General features: G+C 37.1%; 22 protein-coding genes. All 22 read left to right on the top strand.

The annotated features are described in order from the left end of the window. Window position 1 precedes the first annotated feature (1 nt). The 22 genes from AC6F8J_RS03560 (at window position 2) to rpsB (ending at window position 18040) form a co-directional block, all read left to right on the top strand. On the top strand, window positions 2–367 hold the full coding sequence (locus AC6F8J_RS03560) for a response regulator (RefSeq protein WP_125135841.1): 366 nt from the start codon (window positions 2–4) through the stop codon (window positions 365–367). Between the two features lie 16 nt (window positions 368–383). Then, complete coding sequence (gene fliO / locus AC6F8J_RS03555) at window positions 384–764, top strand: flagellar biosynthetic protein FliO (protein WP_500721061.1); 381 nt, start codon at window positions 384–386, stop codon at window positions 762–764. Then, a complete protein-coding gene (gene fliP, locus AC6F8J_RS03550; RefSeq protein ID WP_500721059.1) occupies window positions 751–1545 on the top strand; it encodes a flagellar type III secretion system pore protein FliP in 795 nt (264 codons plus the stop codon). Before fliO ends, fliP begins: the two co-directional genes overlap by 14 nt. An 11-nt stretch (window positions 1546–1556) precedes the next feature. Beyond that, a complete protein-coding gene (fliQ, locus tag AC6F8J_RS03545; protein WP_500721057.1) occupies window positions 1557–1829 on the top strand; it encodes a flagellar biosynthesis protein FliQ in 273 nt (90 codons plus the stop codon). 10 nt (window positions 1830–1839) lie between these two features. Continuing rightward, entirely contained in the window at window positions 1840–2628 is a 789-nt protein-coding gene (fliR, locus tag AC6F8J_RS03540) for a flagellar biosynthetic protein FliR (RefSeq protein WP_500721055.1), read from the top strand. Next, on the top strand, window positions 2625–3761 hold the full coding sequence (gene flhB / locus AC6F8J_RS03535) for a flagellar biosynthesis protein FlhB (RefSeq protein WP_500721053.1): 1137 nt from the start codon (window positions 2625–2627) through the stop codon (window positions 3759–3761). The genes fliR and flhB overlap by 4 nt, the downstream gene beginning before the upstream one ends. 2 nt (window positions 3762–3763) lie before the next feature. Further along, a complete protein-coding gene (gene flhA / locus AC6F8J_RS03530) occupies window positions 3764–5794 on the top strand; it encodes a flagellar biosynthesis protein FlhA (RefSeq protein WP_500721135.1) in 2031 nt (676 codons plus the stop codon). Beyond that, entirely contained in the window at window positions 5794–6966 is a 1173-nt protein-coding gene (gene flhF, locus AC6F8J_RS03525; RefSeq protein WP_500721051.1) for a flagellar biosynthesis GTPase FlhF, read from the top strand. Before flhA ends, flhF begins: the two co-directional genes overlap by 1 nt. Before the next feature lies 1 nt (window position 6967). Then, window positions 6968–7849, top strand: coding sequence for a P-loop NTPase (locus AC6F8J_RS03520; RefSeq protein ID WP_500721049.1), 882 nt, complete (start codon window positions 6968–6970; stop codon window positions 7847–7849). An 11-nt stretch (window positions 7850–7860) separates the two neighbouring features. Next, window positions 7861–8520, top strand: coding sequence for a PilZ domain-containing protein (locus AC6F8J_RS03515; protein WP_500721047.1), 660 nt, complete (start codon window positions 7861–7863; stop codon window positions 8518–8520). A gap of 5 nt (window positions 8521–8525) precedes the next feature. Further along, window positions 8526–9602: a chemotaxis-specific protein-glutamate methyltransferase CheB gene (locus tag AC6F8J_RS03510; protein ID WP_500721046.1), complete on the top strand. Its 1077-nt coding sequence runs from the start codon at window positions 8526–8528 to the stop codon at window positions 9600–9602. Then, the gene (locus AC6F8J_RS03505; RefSeq protein ID WP_500721044.1) at window positions 9602–11626 is read left to right on the top strand and encodes a chemotaxis protein CheW; all 2025 of its coding nucleotides are present in this window, start codon (window positions 9602–9604) and stop codon (window positions 11624–11626) included. Before AC6F8J_RS03510 ends, AC6F8J_RS03505 begins: the two co-directional genes overlap by 1 nt. 14 nt (window positions 11627–11640) lie before the next feature. Beyond that, on the top strand, window positions 11641–12108 hold the full coding sequence (locus tag AC6F8J_RS03500; protein ID WP_500721042.1) for a chemotaxis protein CheW: 468 nt from the start codon (window positions 11641–11643) through the stop codon (window positions 12106–12108). Between the two features lie 13 nt (window positions 12109–12121). Further along, window positions 12122–12742 (top strand): chemotaxis protein CheC, encoded by a 621-nt coding sequence (locus AC6F8J_RS03495; protein ID WP_500721040.1) that lies wholly within the window; start codon window positions 12122–12124, stop codon window positions 12740–12742. Next, window positions 12742–13230, top strand: coding sequence for a chemotaxis protein CheD (locus AC6F8J_RS03490; RefSeq protein WP_275841723.1), 489 nt, complete (start codon window positions 12742–12744; stop codon window positions 13228–13230). The genes AC6F8J_RS03495 and AC6F8J_RS03490 overlap by 1 nt, the downstream gene beginning before the upstream one ends. A gap of 10 nt (window positions 13231–13240) precedes the next feature. Further along, a complete protein-coding gene (locus AC6F8J_RS03485; RefSeq protein WP_500721038.1) occupies window positions 13241–13525 on the top strand; it encodes a hypothetical protein in 285 nt (94 codons plus the stop codon). A gap of 83 nt (window positions 13526–13608) precedes the next feature. Beyond that, window positions 13609–14376: a FliA/WhiG family RNA polymerase sigma factor gene (locus tag AC6F8J_RS03480; RefSeq protein ID WP_500721036.1), complete on the top strand. Its 768-nt coding sequence runs from the start codon at window positions 13609–13611 to the stop codon at window positions 14374–14376. Between the two features lie 12 nt (window positions 14377–14388). After that, window positions 14389–15996, top strand: a complete 1608-nt coding sequence (locus tag AC6F8J_RS03475) for a FapA family protein (protein WP_500721034.1) — start codon at window positions 14389–14391, stop codon at window positions 15994–15996. A gap of 58 nt (window positions 15997–16054) precedes the next feature. Then, on the top strand, window positions 16055–16366 hold the full coding sequence (locus AC6F8J_RS03470) for a hypothetical protein (protein ID WP_500721033.1): 312 nt from the start codon (window positions 16055–16057) through the stop codon (window positions 16364–16366). A gap of 9 nt (window positions 16367–16375) precedes the next feature. Then, window positions 16376–16879, top strand: a complete 504-nt coding sequence (locus AC6F8J_RS03465) for a DUF6115 domain-containing protein (protein WP_500721031.1) — start codon at window positions 16376–16378, stop codon at window positions 16877–16879. 7 nt (window positions 16880–16886) lie between these two features. Then, window positions 16887–17153 (top strand): hypothetical protein, encoded by a 267-nt coding sequence (locus AC6F8J_RS03460; RefSeq protein ID WP_500721029.1) that lies wholly within the window; start codon window positions 16887–16889, stop codon window positions 17151–17153. A gap of 167 nt (window positions 17154–17320) precedes the next feature. Beyond that, a complete protein-coding gene (rpsB, locus tag AC6F8J_RS03455; protein WP_275841764.1) occupies window positions 17321–18040 on the top strand; it encodes a 30S ribosomal protein S2 in 720 nt (239 codons plus the stop codon). Window positions 18041–18063 lie beyond the last annotated feature (23 nt).

Raw genomic sequence — 18063 nt, 5'->3', positions numbered from 1 at the left:
AATGGCTGGAAAAAATATATTAATAGTGGACGATGCAGCATTTATGAGAATGATGATTAAAGACATTCTATCTAAGAATGGTTATAACGTAGTTGGTGAAGCCGAGAATGGTTTGAAAGCAGTTGAAAAGTTTACAGAGTTGAATCCGGACCTTGTAATTATGGATATTACCATGCCTGAAATGGATGGTATTGAGGCAGTTAAAGCCATAAGAGGCATAAAAGGTGACGCTAACATCATCATGTGTTCAGCTATGGGTCAGCAAGCGATGGTTATTGAATCTATTCAAGCAGGCGCAAAAGATTTCATTGTTAAGCCTTTTCAAGCCGAACGTGTCATTGAGGCGGTTTCAAAAGTTACGGGCTAATGGTTAGGAGCTCTAGATGGATCTAAAGGATTATTTTCAATTTATTACGGTCATCATACTTTTTTTTGTTATTCTATGGGCAGCCTATATTGTTACAAAGTACCTTGGCAATCTTCAAATGAATAAAAGCAATGGCAATCATTTGAAGATTATTGAAGTTATACCGGTAGGACCCCAAAAAACATTGCAGTTGATACGTATCGGTAGTGAATACATGGTCATTGGTGTTTCAAAAGACCATATCACCTTTATTCAGTCAGTAGATGAAACCAAGCTGACATTTTCAGAAAACAATAAAGAGACCGTAATCCCCTTTAGTGCATATATGAAAAAATTTGTTTCTAAACATCATGAAAGCAATAATAAATTAGGGGAAGATACAGATGAAAGCAAATAATAAAAAACGTGCCATAACCATAATCTTGGTGACGGTTATGTTCCTTTTGTTTTTTGGTAGCACCACAATGAGGTCTCATGCCACAGAAACAAACAATGCACCAATCCCCTTTTCTTTTGACTTGAGTATTGGTGCTGCAGAAGATGGACAAGATGTAGTGAGCAGTATTCAAATTCTCGTAATATTGACACTCATATCTCTTGCGCCATCTATTCTTATAATGATGACTTCTTTTACAAGAATCATCGTCGTATTGCATTTTGTAAGAAGTGCATTATCAACACAACAAACACCACCGAATCAACTTTTGGTTGGTTTGGCTTTATTTTTGACGTTGTTTATCATGAGTCCTGTTATAAGTCAGATAAATGTGGATGCTATGCAACCTTATGCTGCTGGAGAAATATCACAGGAAATAGCTATTGAACGGGGCCTTGCGCCTATAAGAGAATTTATGTTGGGGGAGGTAAATCCTAAGGATTTAGCTCTCTTTATGGATATTGCTAATATGGAAGCGGTAGAGGCATATGATGATATTCCAACAGAAGTGATTATTCCTGCCTTTATAATCAGTGAACTAAGAGCGGCCTTCATTATCGGCTTTTTGATATACATTCCATTTATCGTCATTGACATGGTTGTTGCATCCGTTTTGATGTCTATGGGTATGATGATGTTACCACCGGTTATGATATCGATGCCCTTTAAGTTACTGCTTTTTTTATTGGCCGATGGATGGGGACTGATTATTGGAAGATTGGTAGAGACGTTTTATGATTAAGGGGTGGAAGTATGAGTGAAGATCTGGTAATTGATTTGATGCAGCAGGCCGTAATGACCGTTATCATTGTGTCCGGACCCTTACTAATGTTGGCACTGGTAGTAGGATTGCTCATCAGTGTCTTCCAAACCATAACATCAATTCAAGAGCAGACCTTAGCTTTTGTGCCCAAAATATTTGCCGTTTTTTTAGGTGTTTATTTTTTTGGGCCTTGGATGATGGGGAGAATGGTTGAACTTTTCATTCAGGTTGCTGATAATTTTGGTCAATATATAACAAGATAGGGGATGGGATATGCAGCTATTATTATCTGATCCTTATATGTTTTTAGATGCTTTATTATTGGTATTCGTACGTGCATTAGGCCTTTTACTAATAGTTCCGGTATTTGGTAATCGAAGCGTACCATATATGGCCAAAATTGCCGTCACTTTTTTTCTTAGTGTAATACTTATAGCGACCATTCCATTTGAGTTAACAGTATCTAGCACAGATGTGATAAACTTTGCAGCCATTGCTATCAAAGAGTTCTTAATCGGATGGCTCATTGGCTTTGGCGCCTATATTGTGTTTTCGATTGTCACCTTATCCGGTCAATTTATAGATGCTCAGATTGGTTTCTCCATGGTAAATGTATTTGATCCAGCCAGTCAGATTCAATTAACCATAACCGGTAACTTATATTATTATCTGTTAATTATAATCACATTATTAACCGATGCCCATCATATGTTTTTAAGAGCTTTGATAAATAGTTATCACTTAATACCATTAGGTGAGATGTCACTTTCTAATCAACTATACTCAAGTATTGTTGAATATTTACATATGTACTTTATATTAGCGCTGCAAATAGCCTCTCCTATTTTCTTTGTCATGATTATAACCAACGTCGTGCTTGGCGTCCTAGCGAGAGCAGTACCTCAATTAAATATGTTTGTTATCGGATTTCCGATTAAAATATTATTAGGCTTGATTACAATCTATTTGACATTAGCTTTATTCTCAATTATAAGTGACGTACTCATCGGCGATGCAGAAAAGCTGATGCAAGATATTATAGAAGGTTTGATGCCAAGATGAAGTATGAAAAAAATAGAATAACAATGTTACCTATGTCCCTTCAGCTTTTTGCAGAAGGTGGCGGAGGTGGAGAAAAGACGGAAAAAGCAACACCAAGAAAAAAGGAAAAAGCAAGAGAAGAAGGTCAAGTTGCAAAAAGTAATGAAATAACGACCACATTCATGTTGGTCATTATGTTTGCATCCATTAAAATTTTAGGGCCGAACATTATTAATCGAACCATGAATCTCTTGGAAGAAATTGCCAACCTCTTTGGGACAAGGGAAGTTACACCAGAATTTGCCAAAGACTTAATGCAATATGTTTTGATCGAAGGTGCATTTATGATTGTTCCTTTGTGCATGATTTCATTCACCGTGGCTTTTTTAGCGAATGTGTTTCAAGTAGGTTGGAAGCCGAACATGAAGCCGATGCAACCTAAACTAAGTAACATAAGTCCAATCAGTGGTTTGAAAAGGATGTTTTCATTAAAAACAATTGTAGAACTGATCAAATCCATTATAAAAATAGGTATCATCTTAATCATTGTATACTTTTCTTTACGCGAATATGAGAACTTGATTTATCTATTTTATGAATTGCCGGTACTTAAGACTTATGCACTGATTATGGACATAGCCCTTGATTTGGGAATACGTATTGGCTCATTTTTTATGATTGTAGCCATTATTGATTTCATATATCAGAAATTCAGTTTGGCAAAGAAGTTAAAAATGTCAAAACAAGAGATTAAGGACGAGTACAAATTATCAGAAGGTAATCCGGAGATTAAGTCCAAAATCAAACAAAGAATGAGAGAGGCCTCCATGCGCCGCATGATGCAAGATTTGCCGAAAGCGGATGTTGTAATAACCAACCCAACACATTTTGCAGTTGCCATTAAGTATGATGAACAAACCTTTGGTGCACCATATGTACTTGCAAAAGGTGCCGACATCATGGCAGGTAGAATCAAAGCAAAAGCATCTGAGCTTAACATTCAGATTGTTGAGAACAAACCATTGGCCAGAACATTATATTATACAGTTGAGATTGGAGATGAAGTTCCTCCAGAACTGTATCAGACAGTAGCCGAAGTTTTGGCATTTGTATACAACTTGAAGAACAGTCAGAAAGAAGGTGCTAGAGTATGAAGATGAAAGCTGGGGATATCATTATTGGTATGTTTCTTATCATGGCCATAATCATCATGATATTACCCATACCTTCAATCTTCTTGGATTTATTTATCACCTTGAATATTGCGTTGGCTTTAATTATATTGTTTAACGCCCTTTTTGCAAAAGAAGCACTTGAAATGTCTTCTTTTCCATCAATACTACTTTTTGTAACCGTCTATCGATTGTCTCTAAACGTCTCATCGACCAGATTGATCTTAACAACAGGCGAAGCAGGCAATGTTATTGAAACCTTTGGAGGCTTTGTAGGTGGTAGTGATTTAATTGTTGGCATGGTCATCTTTATTATCTTGGTCATTATTAACTTTATGGTTATTACAAAGGGTTCTGAGAGGGTTGCAGAAGTAGCTGCAAGATTTACACTGGATGCGATGCCTGGTAAACAGATGGCCATTGATGCAGACCTAAACTCGGGACTCATTGATGAACTACAAGCTAGAGAAAGACGGCAAAAGATTCAAGATGAAGCCAGCTTTTACGGTTCCATGGATGGTGCCAGTAAATTCGTAAAAGGCGATGCCATTGCCGGTTTAATTATAACCATGATCAATATAACTGGCGGTATTCTAATTGGTATTCTTGGAAGGGGAATGGATGTAAATCAAGCCCTTAGCGTATATACCATACTCACTATTGGTGACGGTCTGGTCAGTCAGATTCCTGCATTGCTCATTTCACTCGCCACCGGTATATTGGTAACCAAGGTATCTAAGGAAGCCGATGTCAGTGACACATTATTAAAAGAATTAGGTTCATTACCAAAAGTACTCTATTTGGCAGGGGGTGTATTAATATTCCTTGGAATCGTCACCCCCCTTAATCCTATTATTGTAAGCGGTTTTGGTTTGAGCATTGTATTGGTTGGCAGAAAAATGCAAAAAGAGATGCAAGTTCAAGCCATTGAAGATGAGATATCAACTGAAGATGTTGAGGCAGAAGCGGTTAGAAAGCCGGAAAATGTTGTATCCTTGTTACAAGTGGATCCTATTGAACTGGAATTTGGTTACGGTATTATTCCCCTTGCAGATGTCAGCCAAGGTGGTGACCTTCTCGATAGGGTGGTCATGATTCGAAGACAGATAGCTTTAGAATTAGGAACAATTGTACCCATTATAAGGCTAAGGGACAACATACAACTGAATCCAAATCAATATATAATCAAAATAAAAGGTACTCAGATTGCAGAAGGAGAGATTTTGTTTGACCATTATATGGCTATGAATCCTGGTTATGTTGAAGAAGAAATCGATGGCATAGAAACCATTGAACCGGCTTTCAGACTACCAGCATTATGGATAACAGAAGGTCAAAGAGAAAGGGCCGAGACCCTTGGCTATACGGTTGTTGATCCCCCATCTATCATTGCAACCCATCTGACTGAGATTGTAAAGGAACATCTTCATGAACTGCTTACAAGACAAGACGTTAAAGTCTTGATCAACAATGTAAGTGAAAATCACCCAACACTGGTAGAAGAACTGGTACCCAAATTGTTGTCGGTAGGTGAGATTCAGAAAGTACTTATGAATATGCTTAAGGAAGGCATTTCTATTAGAGATCTTGTAACAGTTTTTGAAATCCTAGCAGACAATGCAAGCATATCAAGAGACCCGGATTTATTAACAGAATACGTTAGACAAGCATTGAAGCGTTCCATAAGTGCAAAATTTTTCGAAGGTGACACCAGTCAAGTCATCACCTTAGATCCCACAATAGAACAGCTGATTATGGATCATGTCAAACAATCTGAACAAGGCACCTATCTGACACTGGATCCGGAGTCTATGGAGAAAGTGTTAAACGCAACAGGATCAGAAGCCGAAAAACTTGTAGCGTCTGGTCGTGTACCGATTATCTTGACGTCACCTATCGTTAGAATATATTATAAAAGAATGATTGAGGAACGTTATCCGGATATAATTGTTATATCCTATAGTGAACTTGATCCAACTATCGAATTACAATCAGTGGGGATGGTGACTATATAATGAAGATCAGAAAATATGAAGGTGTCAATGAAAAGGACGCCATGTTAAAAGTAAAAGAAGAGCTTGGAAAAGAAGCGTTAATTGTAAGCGTCAAAAATATTAAGCCAAGAGGGTTCTACAAACTATTTAAGAAACCGTATGTGGAAGTGACGGCAGCGCTAGATGATCATAGTATTTTGGATGATGGTGATAGAGAACCTATTTTTTTAAGAAAAAGACAGACTCAAAACACCAATCAACCATCTGTGAAACAGGAAGATATAAAGGAAGAGGAAAATGAAGTAATAGCTTACCTAGAAAAGTTCAAATCCTTGATGGATAAATTACCGGATGAGAGCAAAAATGATAAGATGGAACCGCAAGAAGCAGCAAGCAATCATGAAGTTGTGAATGCATCTGTTATCAAAGTGGTTTATGAACAACTGATCGATCATGAGGTTCGAGAAGAGATTGTGAATCAACTTACAGCCGGAATTCAACAAATAAGTAATGAAGACCAAGAAGAAGTCACAGATGTCATTGCCGTCGTTTACAAGCGTATCATAAAACTATTATCCGATCATGCGACCATCAACAAGGATAAAAAGAACACGGTATTTTTCGTCGGACCAACAGGTGTAGGTAAAACAACCACCATAGCCAAAATCGCATCCTTTTTCACACTTAACATGGGTAAGGATGTGGCACTTATCACTTCAGACACATATCGAATTGCCGCTATAGAACAACTTAGAACTTATGCGAATATCTTAAACATACCTATTAAGGTTGTTTATACCAAAGAAGAGTTAACAGAAGCGGTAAATGATTTTAAAGACAAAGACCTAATCTTAATTGATACAGCAGGCCGATCTCACAAGAATAGCGAGCATCAAAATGAGCTAAAAGGGCTATTAGATGCGGTTGATGAAAAAGAAGTTTACCTTGTACTTAGTGTAGCAACAGGCTACAAGGATCTTATAAACATAACCGGTGTTTATGACACCATGACAGATTATAAGATTATATTCACCAAACTAGACGAAACAACCTGTTACGGCAATGTATTGAATGTGAAACTGGCGACAGGTGCTAAGCTATCTTATGTAACATTTGGGCAAAATGTTCCTGATGATATCAGTGACATCAATCCACATGAAATTGCTAGACAAGTATTAGGGGGCAATGAATGATATGGATCAAGCGGCTAATTTAAGAAATATCGTAAAAAAAGCTGATATAAATATTAAACCACTTGGTGCCCGTGTCATTACAGTAACAAGCGGTAAAGGCGGCGTTGGGAAATCTAATGTATCTGTAAATTTGGCTATACAGTTTAAAAAACTGGGAAAAAGAGTCATTATTTTTGATGCGGATTTTGGGTTAGCCAATGTAGAAGTCATATTTGGCATTGTACCCAAATACAATATGTTTGATATGATTTATAATAATAAGGGAATCACGGAGGTCCTGACATCAGGCCCCCTTGGTATAGAATTCATTTCAGGCGGTTCAGGTGTTCAGGAGTTACTGCGTTTAGATAAAAATCAGTTGGCCTTCATGATTGAAAAACTATATGAATTAGACCGCTTAGCTGATATAATAATTATTGATACAGGTGCAGGCATATCCGACTCAGTTCTGGACTTTGTAGCGGCTTCTAGTGAAGTGCTGTTAGTAACAACGCCTGAGCCGACATCCATTACGGATGCCTATGCGGTTTTAAAAGCCATTAAACGGCGTCATGACAATGTTGACCAGAAATTAATTAATTTATTAGTCAACAGAACAGACACCGTAGCAGAAGGTAAAGAGATTTTCAACAAACTAAACAAGGTTACCAATAAGTATCTGGACTTAGAATTGACGAACATAGGGTATTTGCCAAATGACAAACACTTAGTCAAAGCTGTTGTCGAACAGAAACCAGTTTCAATCCTATACCCCAAAGCCATTATAACAAAAGGCTTTGAAGAATTGGCAGACAGGATGATTAATGGAACAGCGCAGCCGGAACAAGAACGGGGTTTAGGCAACCTGTTTACTAATATATTAAGATTAAAAAAATTCACATAAGGATGGTGGCTATGTATAAAGGTATTGAGGTAGGAGATAAGATTGAAATTGAGGTTCAACAACTCATGGGAGAAAAGCAAGAAAAGTATTTAAGCAAGATACAGGAAGTCACAGAAACAGGTGAAATCATCATACTCGCACCAATGGAAAGTGGGAGAATTATCACCTTAGAGCTTAATCAAAACTATGGTATGTGTGTTTATACAAGCAAAGGCTTATATAGATGTGAAGTGGCAGTAACAGAACGTATAAGAAATGATAATCTATACCTTATTAAGCTAGAGGTTCAAAGTGCCCTTCAAAAATATCAGCGTCGGCAATATTATCGCTTGGATTGTATGCTGACGTTTCACTATAAAGACGATACAAACGGAAACTGGGAAGAAGGTATTATTTTAGATATAAGCGGAGGTGGTATTCGCTTTACTTCTCAGAAAAAACTATTAGACAAAAAAGGTGTCATCAATCATTTGCAATTAAACTATGACGAGGAAGAATGCCATCTTTATCTTTCAGGTGTGATTGTTGATGTATCCAATCTGAAAACACAAGATAACATATATGAAAATCGTGTTGTCTTTGATGAAATTACTATAGAAGAAAGAGAAATAATCATTAAATTCATCTTTGAAGAGGAAAGACGCCGTAGAAAAAACAATAAAGGATTGTGATTAGGATGGAAAAAACAAAAAAAGTTCTCATAATTGATGACTCTGCATTCATGAGAAGGGTGATAAGTGATATAATCAGTTCAGACAATAGATTTGAGGTTGTCGGAACAGCATCAAACGGCAAAGAAGGTCTTGAACAGGTAAAAGCGCTAAAACCTGATGTTATATCATTAGACGTTCAAATGCCAATCATGGATGGACTAACCATGTTGAAAAAGCTTCAGTCAACAATGCCAACACCGGTTGTTATGATGAGCACCCTTACTAAAGAAGGTGCCAAGGAGACGATAGAAGCATTAGAACTTGGAGCCGTTGATTTTTTAGGTAAGCCAAGTAACATTTTCAAGGTTAATTCAGAAGAGATTACAGAAGAGTTGTTAGAGAAGCTCTTTTTAGCAGCTAATGTTAGAAAACGAGTAGCTGTAGAAATGAAGCCGCCTCTAATCGCTACCCTTCAACCGAGCCAGAAAAAAACCAAAGCAACAATAAAACAGGGCGCAAGCAATAAGCTTGTTGCCATTGGGACATCAACCGGTGGGCCAAGAGCACTACAATATGTACTGCCTTATTTACCAGCCAATATTAACGCCGGCATTGTCGTCGTACAACATATGCCGCCTGGGTTTACAAAATCTTTGTCCAATAGACTGGATCAATTAAGCAGTATCCATGTTAAAGAAGCTGAGGATGGCGATGTTATTAAAAATGGTTGGGCTTATATAGCACCTGGCGACCGTCATTTGAATGTGTGTGAGAAAAACGATGGCTCATTATACATAGAGTTATCCAATGAAGCACCGGTTGGTGGCCACAAGCCAGCGGTTAATGTTATGATGCGCTCCATAGCCAATCTACAACAAAGGCAGTATATTGGTGTAATCATGACAGGTATGGGAGCAGATGGTATGTTAGGGCTAAAAGAATTAAGCGGAAAAAGAGATATTCATATTGTTGCTCAAGATGAAGCATCATGTGTGGTATACGGCATGCCGAAATCCGTGGTGGAAGCAGGCCTTGCAAACGAGATTGTGTCACTAAATAAAATATCAGAAACGATTACCAAGAAATTGGGGGTGCTTTAATGGACGTAAGTCAATATCTGGAGATTTTCATTGATGAGTCAAAAGAACATTTACAAAGCCTAAACACATGCTTATTAGCCCTTGAGAATAAGCCAAATGATAAGGATTTAATCAACGAAGTATTTAGATCGGCTCATACTTTAAAAGGTATGGCAGCAACGATGGGCTTTAAGAGAATGAATCAATTAACCCATGACATGGAGAACGTATTATCAGAAATTAGATTGGGGAATATGTCAATAGACCCCGTTTTATTAGATACAATGTTCAAATGCCTGGATGCTTTGGAACAATATGTAGAATCCATAGTTCAAATTGGTAATGAAGGTGAGAATGAATATAAAGCTATAATAGAAGCATTGAATGCGGCTCTAAATGGCGAAAAAAAACCAGCGGAAGCAGCGGTAGAAGCTGAACCTGTCTTGAGTCAAGATGCAGTAACAGGTGAAGCTGTTAACGAACGTAAGCATCAAACACTTATATTTACAGATTTTGAGCGGCATGCTGTTGTTCAGGCAAAAAAAGAAAACCTAAAAAGCTTTGGTGTAACCATTTATCTATCAGAAGGCTGTGTACTCAAATCAGCAAGAGCTTTTATAATATTTAGGACACTTGAAAAGTTAGGATCCATCATAAAATCCAATCCAGCCGTTCAAGATATTGAAGATGAAAAATTTGAATATGATTTTTCAGTAGTGGTCGTTTCCTCAGACGGGGAAGACAAGTTTTTAAAAGAATTAGGCAATATAGCTGAAGTGGAAAAAGTGCTCATTGATGAAGTTAATCTAGAAACAGCCATAACAGCACCTGTTAGTGATGAAGATGATGAAGAGCAAAAAGGACAAACAAAAGATTCAGATTCTAAGTCAACAAATAAACCGGTAACCAATAGAACCGTTAGGGTTGATATTGAAAGACTAGACACCTTAATGAATTTAGTGAGTGAACTTATCATCATTAAGAATGGTTTGTTAACTGTTGAGAATACGAACACCAATTTCTCTGAACAAATAGAATATTTAGAAAGAATTACAACCAATTTGCATGATGCCGTCATGAAAGTTAGAATGGTACCGATAGAAAGAGTATTTAACAGATTCCCAAGACTCATAAGGGATCTATCAAGAAAGCTCAATAAGCAAATGGTCTTGCATATGTCAGGTGAAGAAACAGAACTGGATAGAACTGTTATTGATGAAATAGGAGATCCATTGGTGCACCTTATCCGTAATGCAGGCGATCATGGTCTTGAAACACCAGATACACGTGTAAGAAGCGGAAAAGATGCAACAGGCAACGTATATCTTAAAGCTTATCAAGATGGTAATAATGTTGTTATTGAGGTTGGTGAAGATGGCGCAGGCATAGATGTGATCAAAGTCAAAAACAAAGCCATCAACAGTGGTGTAATTAGCTATGATCAAGCCAGTACTATGAACGATCAAGAGATTATTGAACTCTTATTTAGACCAAGTTTTTCAACGGCTGATAAGATATCTGATGTATCCGGTCGTGGTGTCGGTCTGGATGTTGTAAAAACTAAGATAGAAGCCCTTGGTGGTGATATCGAGGTTAAGACAACACTGGGTAAAGGCAGTAATTTCATCATTAGATTGCCATTAACACTAGCAATCATACAAGCTTTAATGGTACAGTTGAATGAAGAGAAGTACGCAATACCACTGAACTCCATTCAAAACATCGAAGATGTCAAAATCACAGATATTAAGTATATTCAGGGATCAGAAGTCATTAACCTTAGAGGACGTGTCATACCAATCATCAGATTACATGACAAATTAGATTTGCAGGTAGAAGATGAGAACAAGACATCCATAACAGTGGTTATAGTTAACAAAGGTGACAAGTTAGCTGGTTTTGTCGTAGATTCACTTATCGGACAACAAGAGATCGTTATCAAAACACTTGGAAAATACTTAACGAACTTGAGGATGATAGCCGGTGCAACCATACTAGGTGACGGTGAAGTAGCTCTGATACTTGACGTTAATTCACTGGTATAATGGAGGGTTTTTAAATGGAAAACAATGAAAATGCACAAAAAATAGAATTATCTCAATTTATCGTGGTAAAATTAGGTGTCGAGCAATATGGCATTAATATTCAATATGTTCAGAACATCGTCAGGATGATTAACATTACCCGTGTACCCAAAGCACCTTATTATATTAAGGGTGTCGTTAATCTACGCGGTGATATCATACCGGTCATGAGCATAAGGCTAAAATTTGACATGGAAGAAGACATCCAGACAGACAGTACGCGTATCATATTTGTCAAATTAGAAGGTAATGAGATTGGCCTAATCGTAGATGAGGTCAAAGAAGTCATCCAACTATCCGAAGCCGACGTCGATAACATTAGCAGAGAATCACATGAAGAAAAAGACGCCTATGTTTTTGGTGTAGGAAAAATCGGTGAATCGCTTGTAACACTATTAAACATTGAAGAGCTCATCAAGGTTAATGACCCTTTAAAAGTGTAGAGAGGATTATGTGATGATGGAAAATTTTGATAATATTGATAGTGTACATTTGGATATTTTAAAAGAAATTGGTAACATCGGTGCCGGTAATGCGACAACAGCTTTATCACAACTAATCAATAGACGTATTGATATGGGCATACCGGTTGTTAAGGTATTGGAGTTTAAGGAATTATCAGAAGTATTAGGTGGCGCAGAAAATCCAATCGTTGGTATATTGCTGGGTCTTGAAGGCGATATTAGTGGTATGATTATGTTTGTTCTTGAACAGTCTGCAGCCCATATATTGATTAATATGCTTATGGGTAAGAGTATAGATAACTTTGATGATTTTGATGAAATGGATTTGTCAGCATTAAAAGAGATTGGTAATATTATTTCAGGTGCTTACTTATCATCATTATCCTCATTGACCAACCTGAAAATCCTTGCAACTGTTCCATATATGGCCATCGATATGGCTGGTGCCATACTCAGTGTACCTGCAATCGAGTTTGGAAAAGTAGGTGACAAAGCGCTTCTGATTCAAACAGATTTCGGTGGTGACCATGAAAATGTTTTTGGATATTTTATTCTAATACCGGACATGCCTTCATATGGCATAATATTAAGAAGTTTGGGGATTGATATTTAATGGCTGCAAATATGATTAAAGTGGGGATGGCAGATTTGAACATATGTAAATCGCCAGATGTCCTGACAACGCTTGGTTTGGGTTCTTGTGTCGGTATCATATTATATGATCCAATCACAAAAGTCAGTGGTTTAGCCCATGTAATGCTACCGGATAGCACGCAAATAAGAAACAACAGCAACGTAGCAAAATTTGCAGACACAGCGATTGATCAGCTCATCAAAGATATGGAAGTTTTGGGTGCCAAAAGAAATAGACTTGTATCCAAGATAGCCGGAGGTGCTCAAATGTTTTCATTTGGTAGCACCAATGACTTAATGAGAATCGGAGAGAGAAACGCAATTGCTTCTAAAAAGAAGCTCGAGGCATTAAGAATTAGGCTATTAGCGGAAGATATAGGTGAAAATTATGGTAGAACCATAGAGTTCTACTCAGAAACAGGAGAATTGCTTATCAAAACAATTGGTAAACCGCCAAAAACAATTTAGTGAGGTCATTATGCCATTTAAGAATCTGAACATTATTATAATGCTAATAGCTGGCATTATTGTTACACTTGTAAGCATGATTTCTAAGTACGCCTTGAATCATCTTGTGTATACGTTGATGATTGTTATGATTATCTTTTTTATCTTGGGTACGGTGATACAAACGATGCTAAATACGATAGCAGAAAAAGCAGATCAAACGGCCAGAGAAAAGGAAAAACAATTATTAGATAAGGAAGCCAAAAGCCTTGAAGAAGGAAAAGAAGCGTCTAAAGACATAGATGATGAATCCTAACCATGGTTAAAGTGTCAAAATTAAGTTACTTTAAGTATATCAGTATGCTTTTGACAACTTAACCAATTATATGGAGGCACAAAATGGAAAAGCAAAGCACAGATAAGCTATGGGAGATGTACAGTCGTACCAAAGACAAAAAAATAAAAGAGCAACTCATCATAGAATACTCTCAAGTGGTCAAATATGTAGCCGGAAGATTAAATATATACTTAGGGAACAACGTCGAATTTGATGACTTAGTAGGCTATGGTGTTTTTGGATTAATTGATGCCATTGACAAATTCGATTATGATAAAGGCATTAAGTTTGAGACCTATGCATCCCTTCGAATAAGGGGCGCCATACTAGATAACATAAGAAAAATGGACTGGATTCCCAGATCTGTTAGGAAAAAGCAGAAGGACATTGAACGCACCTATCAGAAGCTAGAGTCAGAACTTAACCGACCGGTATCCGATTTGGATATGGCGGAAGAAATGAATATCTCAGTCGATGAATATTTAAAATGGCAAGATCAAACCAAAGCATTAAAGCTCACTTCTTTGGAAGATTATGTTGAAAAGGGAGGAGAAAGTAGTGTTGAGCCTCTCAACAAATCAAGATTTATGCTTCCGGAGGCCAACTTAGAGAAAAAAGAGTTAAAAAAAATGTTGGTAGAAGCCATACAGAATCTATCTGAAAAAGAATGTAAGGTAATTACCTTATACTATTATGAAGAATTAACACTAAAAGAAATCAGTCAAATCATGGAAGTATCAGAATCACGAATCAGTCAATTGCATACAAAAGCACTTGGGAAAATGAAGCAATTATTGGGGAATAATATTGAATTGCTATCATCACTATAAAGGATGGTGTTTATGGGAGCGAATATTAACGACGGCTATTTTGAGATAAAAACAGGCAGTGATGGTATATATTTAGAAGTTTTAGAAGCAAAAAAAGGCGGAAAGAACGCAGAAATTAAAGAAATAACGAATGAATTAAAAAATATGAATATAGAAATATATGACCTTGCATCTTTAGAAGAACTATTAAAGATGGAGGGCTTTGAGTGCATAGAGATGAAAATAGCTGAGCCCATTGAAGTCCTGGATGAAGACGATGATTGTTTCAGAATCGAGATTTCAGAGAATAAGATGTCGGCTTACATAACCTTCTATAAGTCAAGTAGACCTTTTAACAAGGAAGAAATTATCAAAGACCTTGGTTCTAGAGGGGTTAAACATGGTGTTGACATGGAACTTTTAGAAGCACTAGAAGTGGAAAGAGAGCTAAACAATGCCTATTTAATTGCAAAAGGTACACCACCAACCCATGAAACAGAAGCGGTTATTGAGCATTATTTCAAGACTGAAAATGACGTACGCCCCACAATGGATGATGACGGGAATGTCAATTATCATAAATTAAATGTCATAGCTCATGTAAAGGAAGGTCAACTTTTATCCAGGTTAATTCAGGGTACGCAAGGTGTAGACGGTATTGATCTTCATGGTAACTTACTAACACCCCAAAAAGCCAAGGTGGTTAAACTAAAATACGGCAAGAATATTAGTCTTAATGAAGACAAGACTGAAATTACGGCTGCATGTGATGGCTTAGTTAAAATCATAGAAGATAAGGTTGTGGTCAATGATGCCTATGACGTACCTAATAATGTTGGTAACTCTACAGGCGATATTGATTTTGACGGCACTGTCATCGTACATGGCAACGTCATTACCGGTTTTAAGGTAAAAGCCAGAGGTGACATTGAGGTATTAGGTGTCGTAGAAGGTGCAGAGATCATCTCGGGTGGTAGCATCATACTTCATAAGGGCATACAAGGTATGGGAAAAAGCAATATACAGGCAGCCAATAACATAAAAGCTAAATACATTGAAAATGCCAATGTAACTGCCGGAGGCGATATTCATAGTGAAGCCATTTTACATAGCATGGTAACCTGTAAAGGGACCATAACCGTAGAAGGTAAAAAAGGTATGATTTCAGGTGGTACAGTACGAGCAGGACAAGGTGTGACCACAAAAATATTAGGTTCTCATATGGGTACTGTAACCAATGTAGATGTTGGTATCGATCCAATTATGCTTTCGGAATATGGAGAACTAAAACGAGAAATACCGAAAATGGAAAGTGAACTCTCAAAATTAGAACAAGTCATTCAACTGCTCAATAAGAGAAAAGAAATGGCAGGAAAACTAGATGATGACAAACAGGAAATGTATATGTCAGCCGTACGCAATAAGATTTTCCTAACCAACAAGCTCAATCAAGGCAAAAAGAAATTTGAAACCATGCAAACAGAAGTTGAGAATAAAAATGCCGGCGTAGTAAAAGTGAGCCATGAACTCTATACTGGCGTGAAGATTTCCATCGGCAATATTAGCACGCATATCAGGGATGAATTTAAAGGTGTCATTATTACGAAAAAAGGTGCCGATATAAAAGTATCATCATTATAGGCGTTAATGCATGACATTTGTATCGAACCAGACGGATCTGGATTAAGGAGGTGTGCTTATGCCTATTAGACCAATCGATTTACAAGTTGCCATACCAAGGATGTCAGAAGTGTCTAGAATTAGTCATTTAGACCAACAAAAATCAGGGTTGTTACAAGATCAGGGTTCTTTAGCTACGGATAGAGGTCGGCACAAAGAAGGCCAAACAGTCAATGCATCGCAAAAAGATGCAAAAGCAGGCACAGATGCGGATGCTCGTAAAAAAGGGCGTAATGACTATCAAAACAATCGAAAAAAGGCAAATGAAAAAGGCATTCAGGAACCGGCACAAGCACCAAAATCAGACCATAAAATAGATATAAGAATTTAGGAGCATGATGTGACAATATATGATGGATTAACAATAGGTTTTATTGCAATAGGTATATTGTTTATCGTTTTAAGTTTCCTATATGATGGGACTAAAAAAACAATGAATCAAGATGAAGCAGCCCTTGATGATGAAACCTTTCGGAAACAGATCAGCATCATCAATGAAAAAATACTAGAAATGAACGAATACCATGATTATGTTCAAAAAGAAATGGAAAAAAAGCATAAAGAACTTCTATTCCTTTATCAAATGATCTCAGAAAAAGAGAAGAAGGTGTATCAGATTCAGATGCCCCATTACCAAGAAGAGGCGACAAAAAATAACCTTCAGGTATCGACAGAAGTAAAAGAGGAAGTAAAAACAGAACTAAAAACAATAAATACAGCCACCATCAATACCAATATGAAGATTTTGGAACTAAAACGTCAAGGCTATCCGGCGTCTGAAATAGCCAAAGTCTTAAACATTGGTCAAGGTGAAGTACAGTTGGTCATCAACTTATTTGAATGAGGCTCCTATGGAAAAAAATGAAATAAAAGGCTTCTTAAAAGGAGTAGGGACAACATTGATTATCATGTCCATAATTTTTTATGGTCTCATTGTTCATCTGCAAACGACTCAGACAAAACAGACACATACCAATGAAGAAATCGTAGAAATAGCCAGAGACTTAGGCATGATATATATAACGGAAATCAAAGACGTTGACCTATTAACAAAGGATTATATAATAAAAATGGCGAAAAGCTATGGTATGGAATATAAGGAAGTACCTTCGGAATAATAGAAGATGCTTCCTTTGTAATAATACTTGCTAATGTGACCTTGATATGATACAATAGCAGACGTGAAAATAGCACGCATTTGGATTTTTGACAAGGTGCTACCAAAGGGTGGTCTGTGAAAAAGACGAAGGATGCGGAAGAAATCAACCAAAACGGAGGTACTAAAATGGGCGTTATTTCAATGAAACAATTATTAGAAGCAGGGGTTCACTTCGGACATCAAACAAGAAGATGGAATCCAAAAATGAAAGAGTATATCTACACTGAAAGAAATGGGATATACATCATTGACTTACAGAAGACAACAGGACTTGTAGACAAAGCATACTACGCAATCAAAGATGTTGTAGCAGACGGCGGTACGGTATTGTTTGTCGGAACCAAAAAGCAAGCACAAGAATCCATCAAAGCAGAAGCAGAACGTTGTGGCATGTTCTATATCAATCAAAGATGGTTGGGTGGTATGTTAACAAACTTCAAGACCATTCAAGGACGCGTAAGACGATTGAAAGAGCTTGAAAGAATGCAAGAAGATGGTTCATTTGATTTATACACGAAAAAAGAAGTCATCGGTATGAAACATGAAATGGAAAAACTTGAGAGAAACCTTGGTGGTATCAAGGAAATGAAGAAGATTCCTGACATTATTTTTATCGTAGATCCAAGAAAAGAAAGAATTGCAATACAAGAAGCACATATTTTAAATATTCCTCTTGTATCCATCGTAGATACAAACTGTGATCCAGACGAAATCGATTATGTTATACCAGGTAACGATGATGCCATCAGAGCAGTAAAACTATTAACTGGCAAAATGGCAGATGCGGTTATTGAAGCGAATCAAGGATTACAAAATCATCCAGCAGAAGAAGTGGCAGCTGAATAAAACCATTGATGCTTCAACCCTTA

The organism is Petrocella sp., assembly GCF_059865615.1.
Note: the sequence above shows the minus strand (reverse complement) of the source record. Positions and strands in the feature narration are given on the sequence as shown.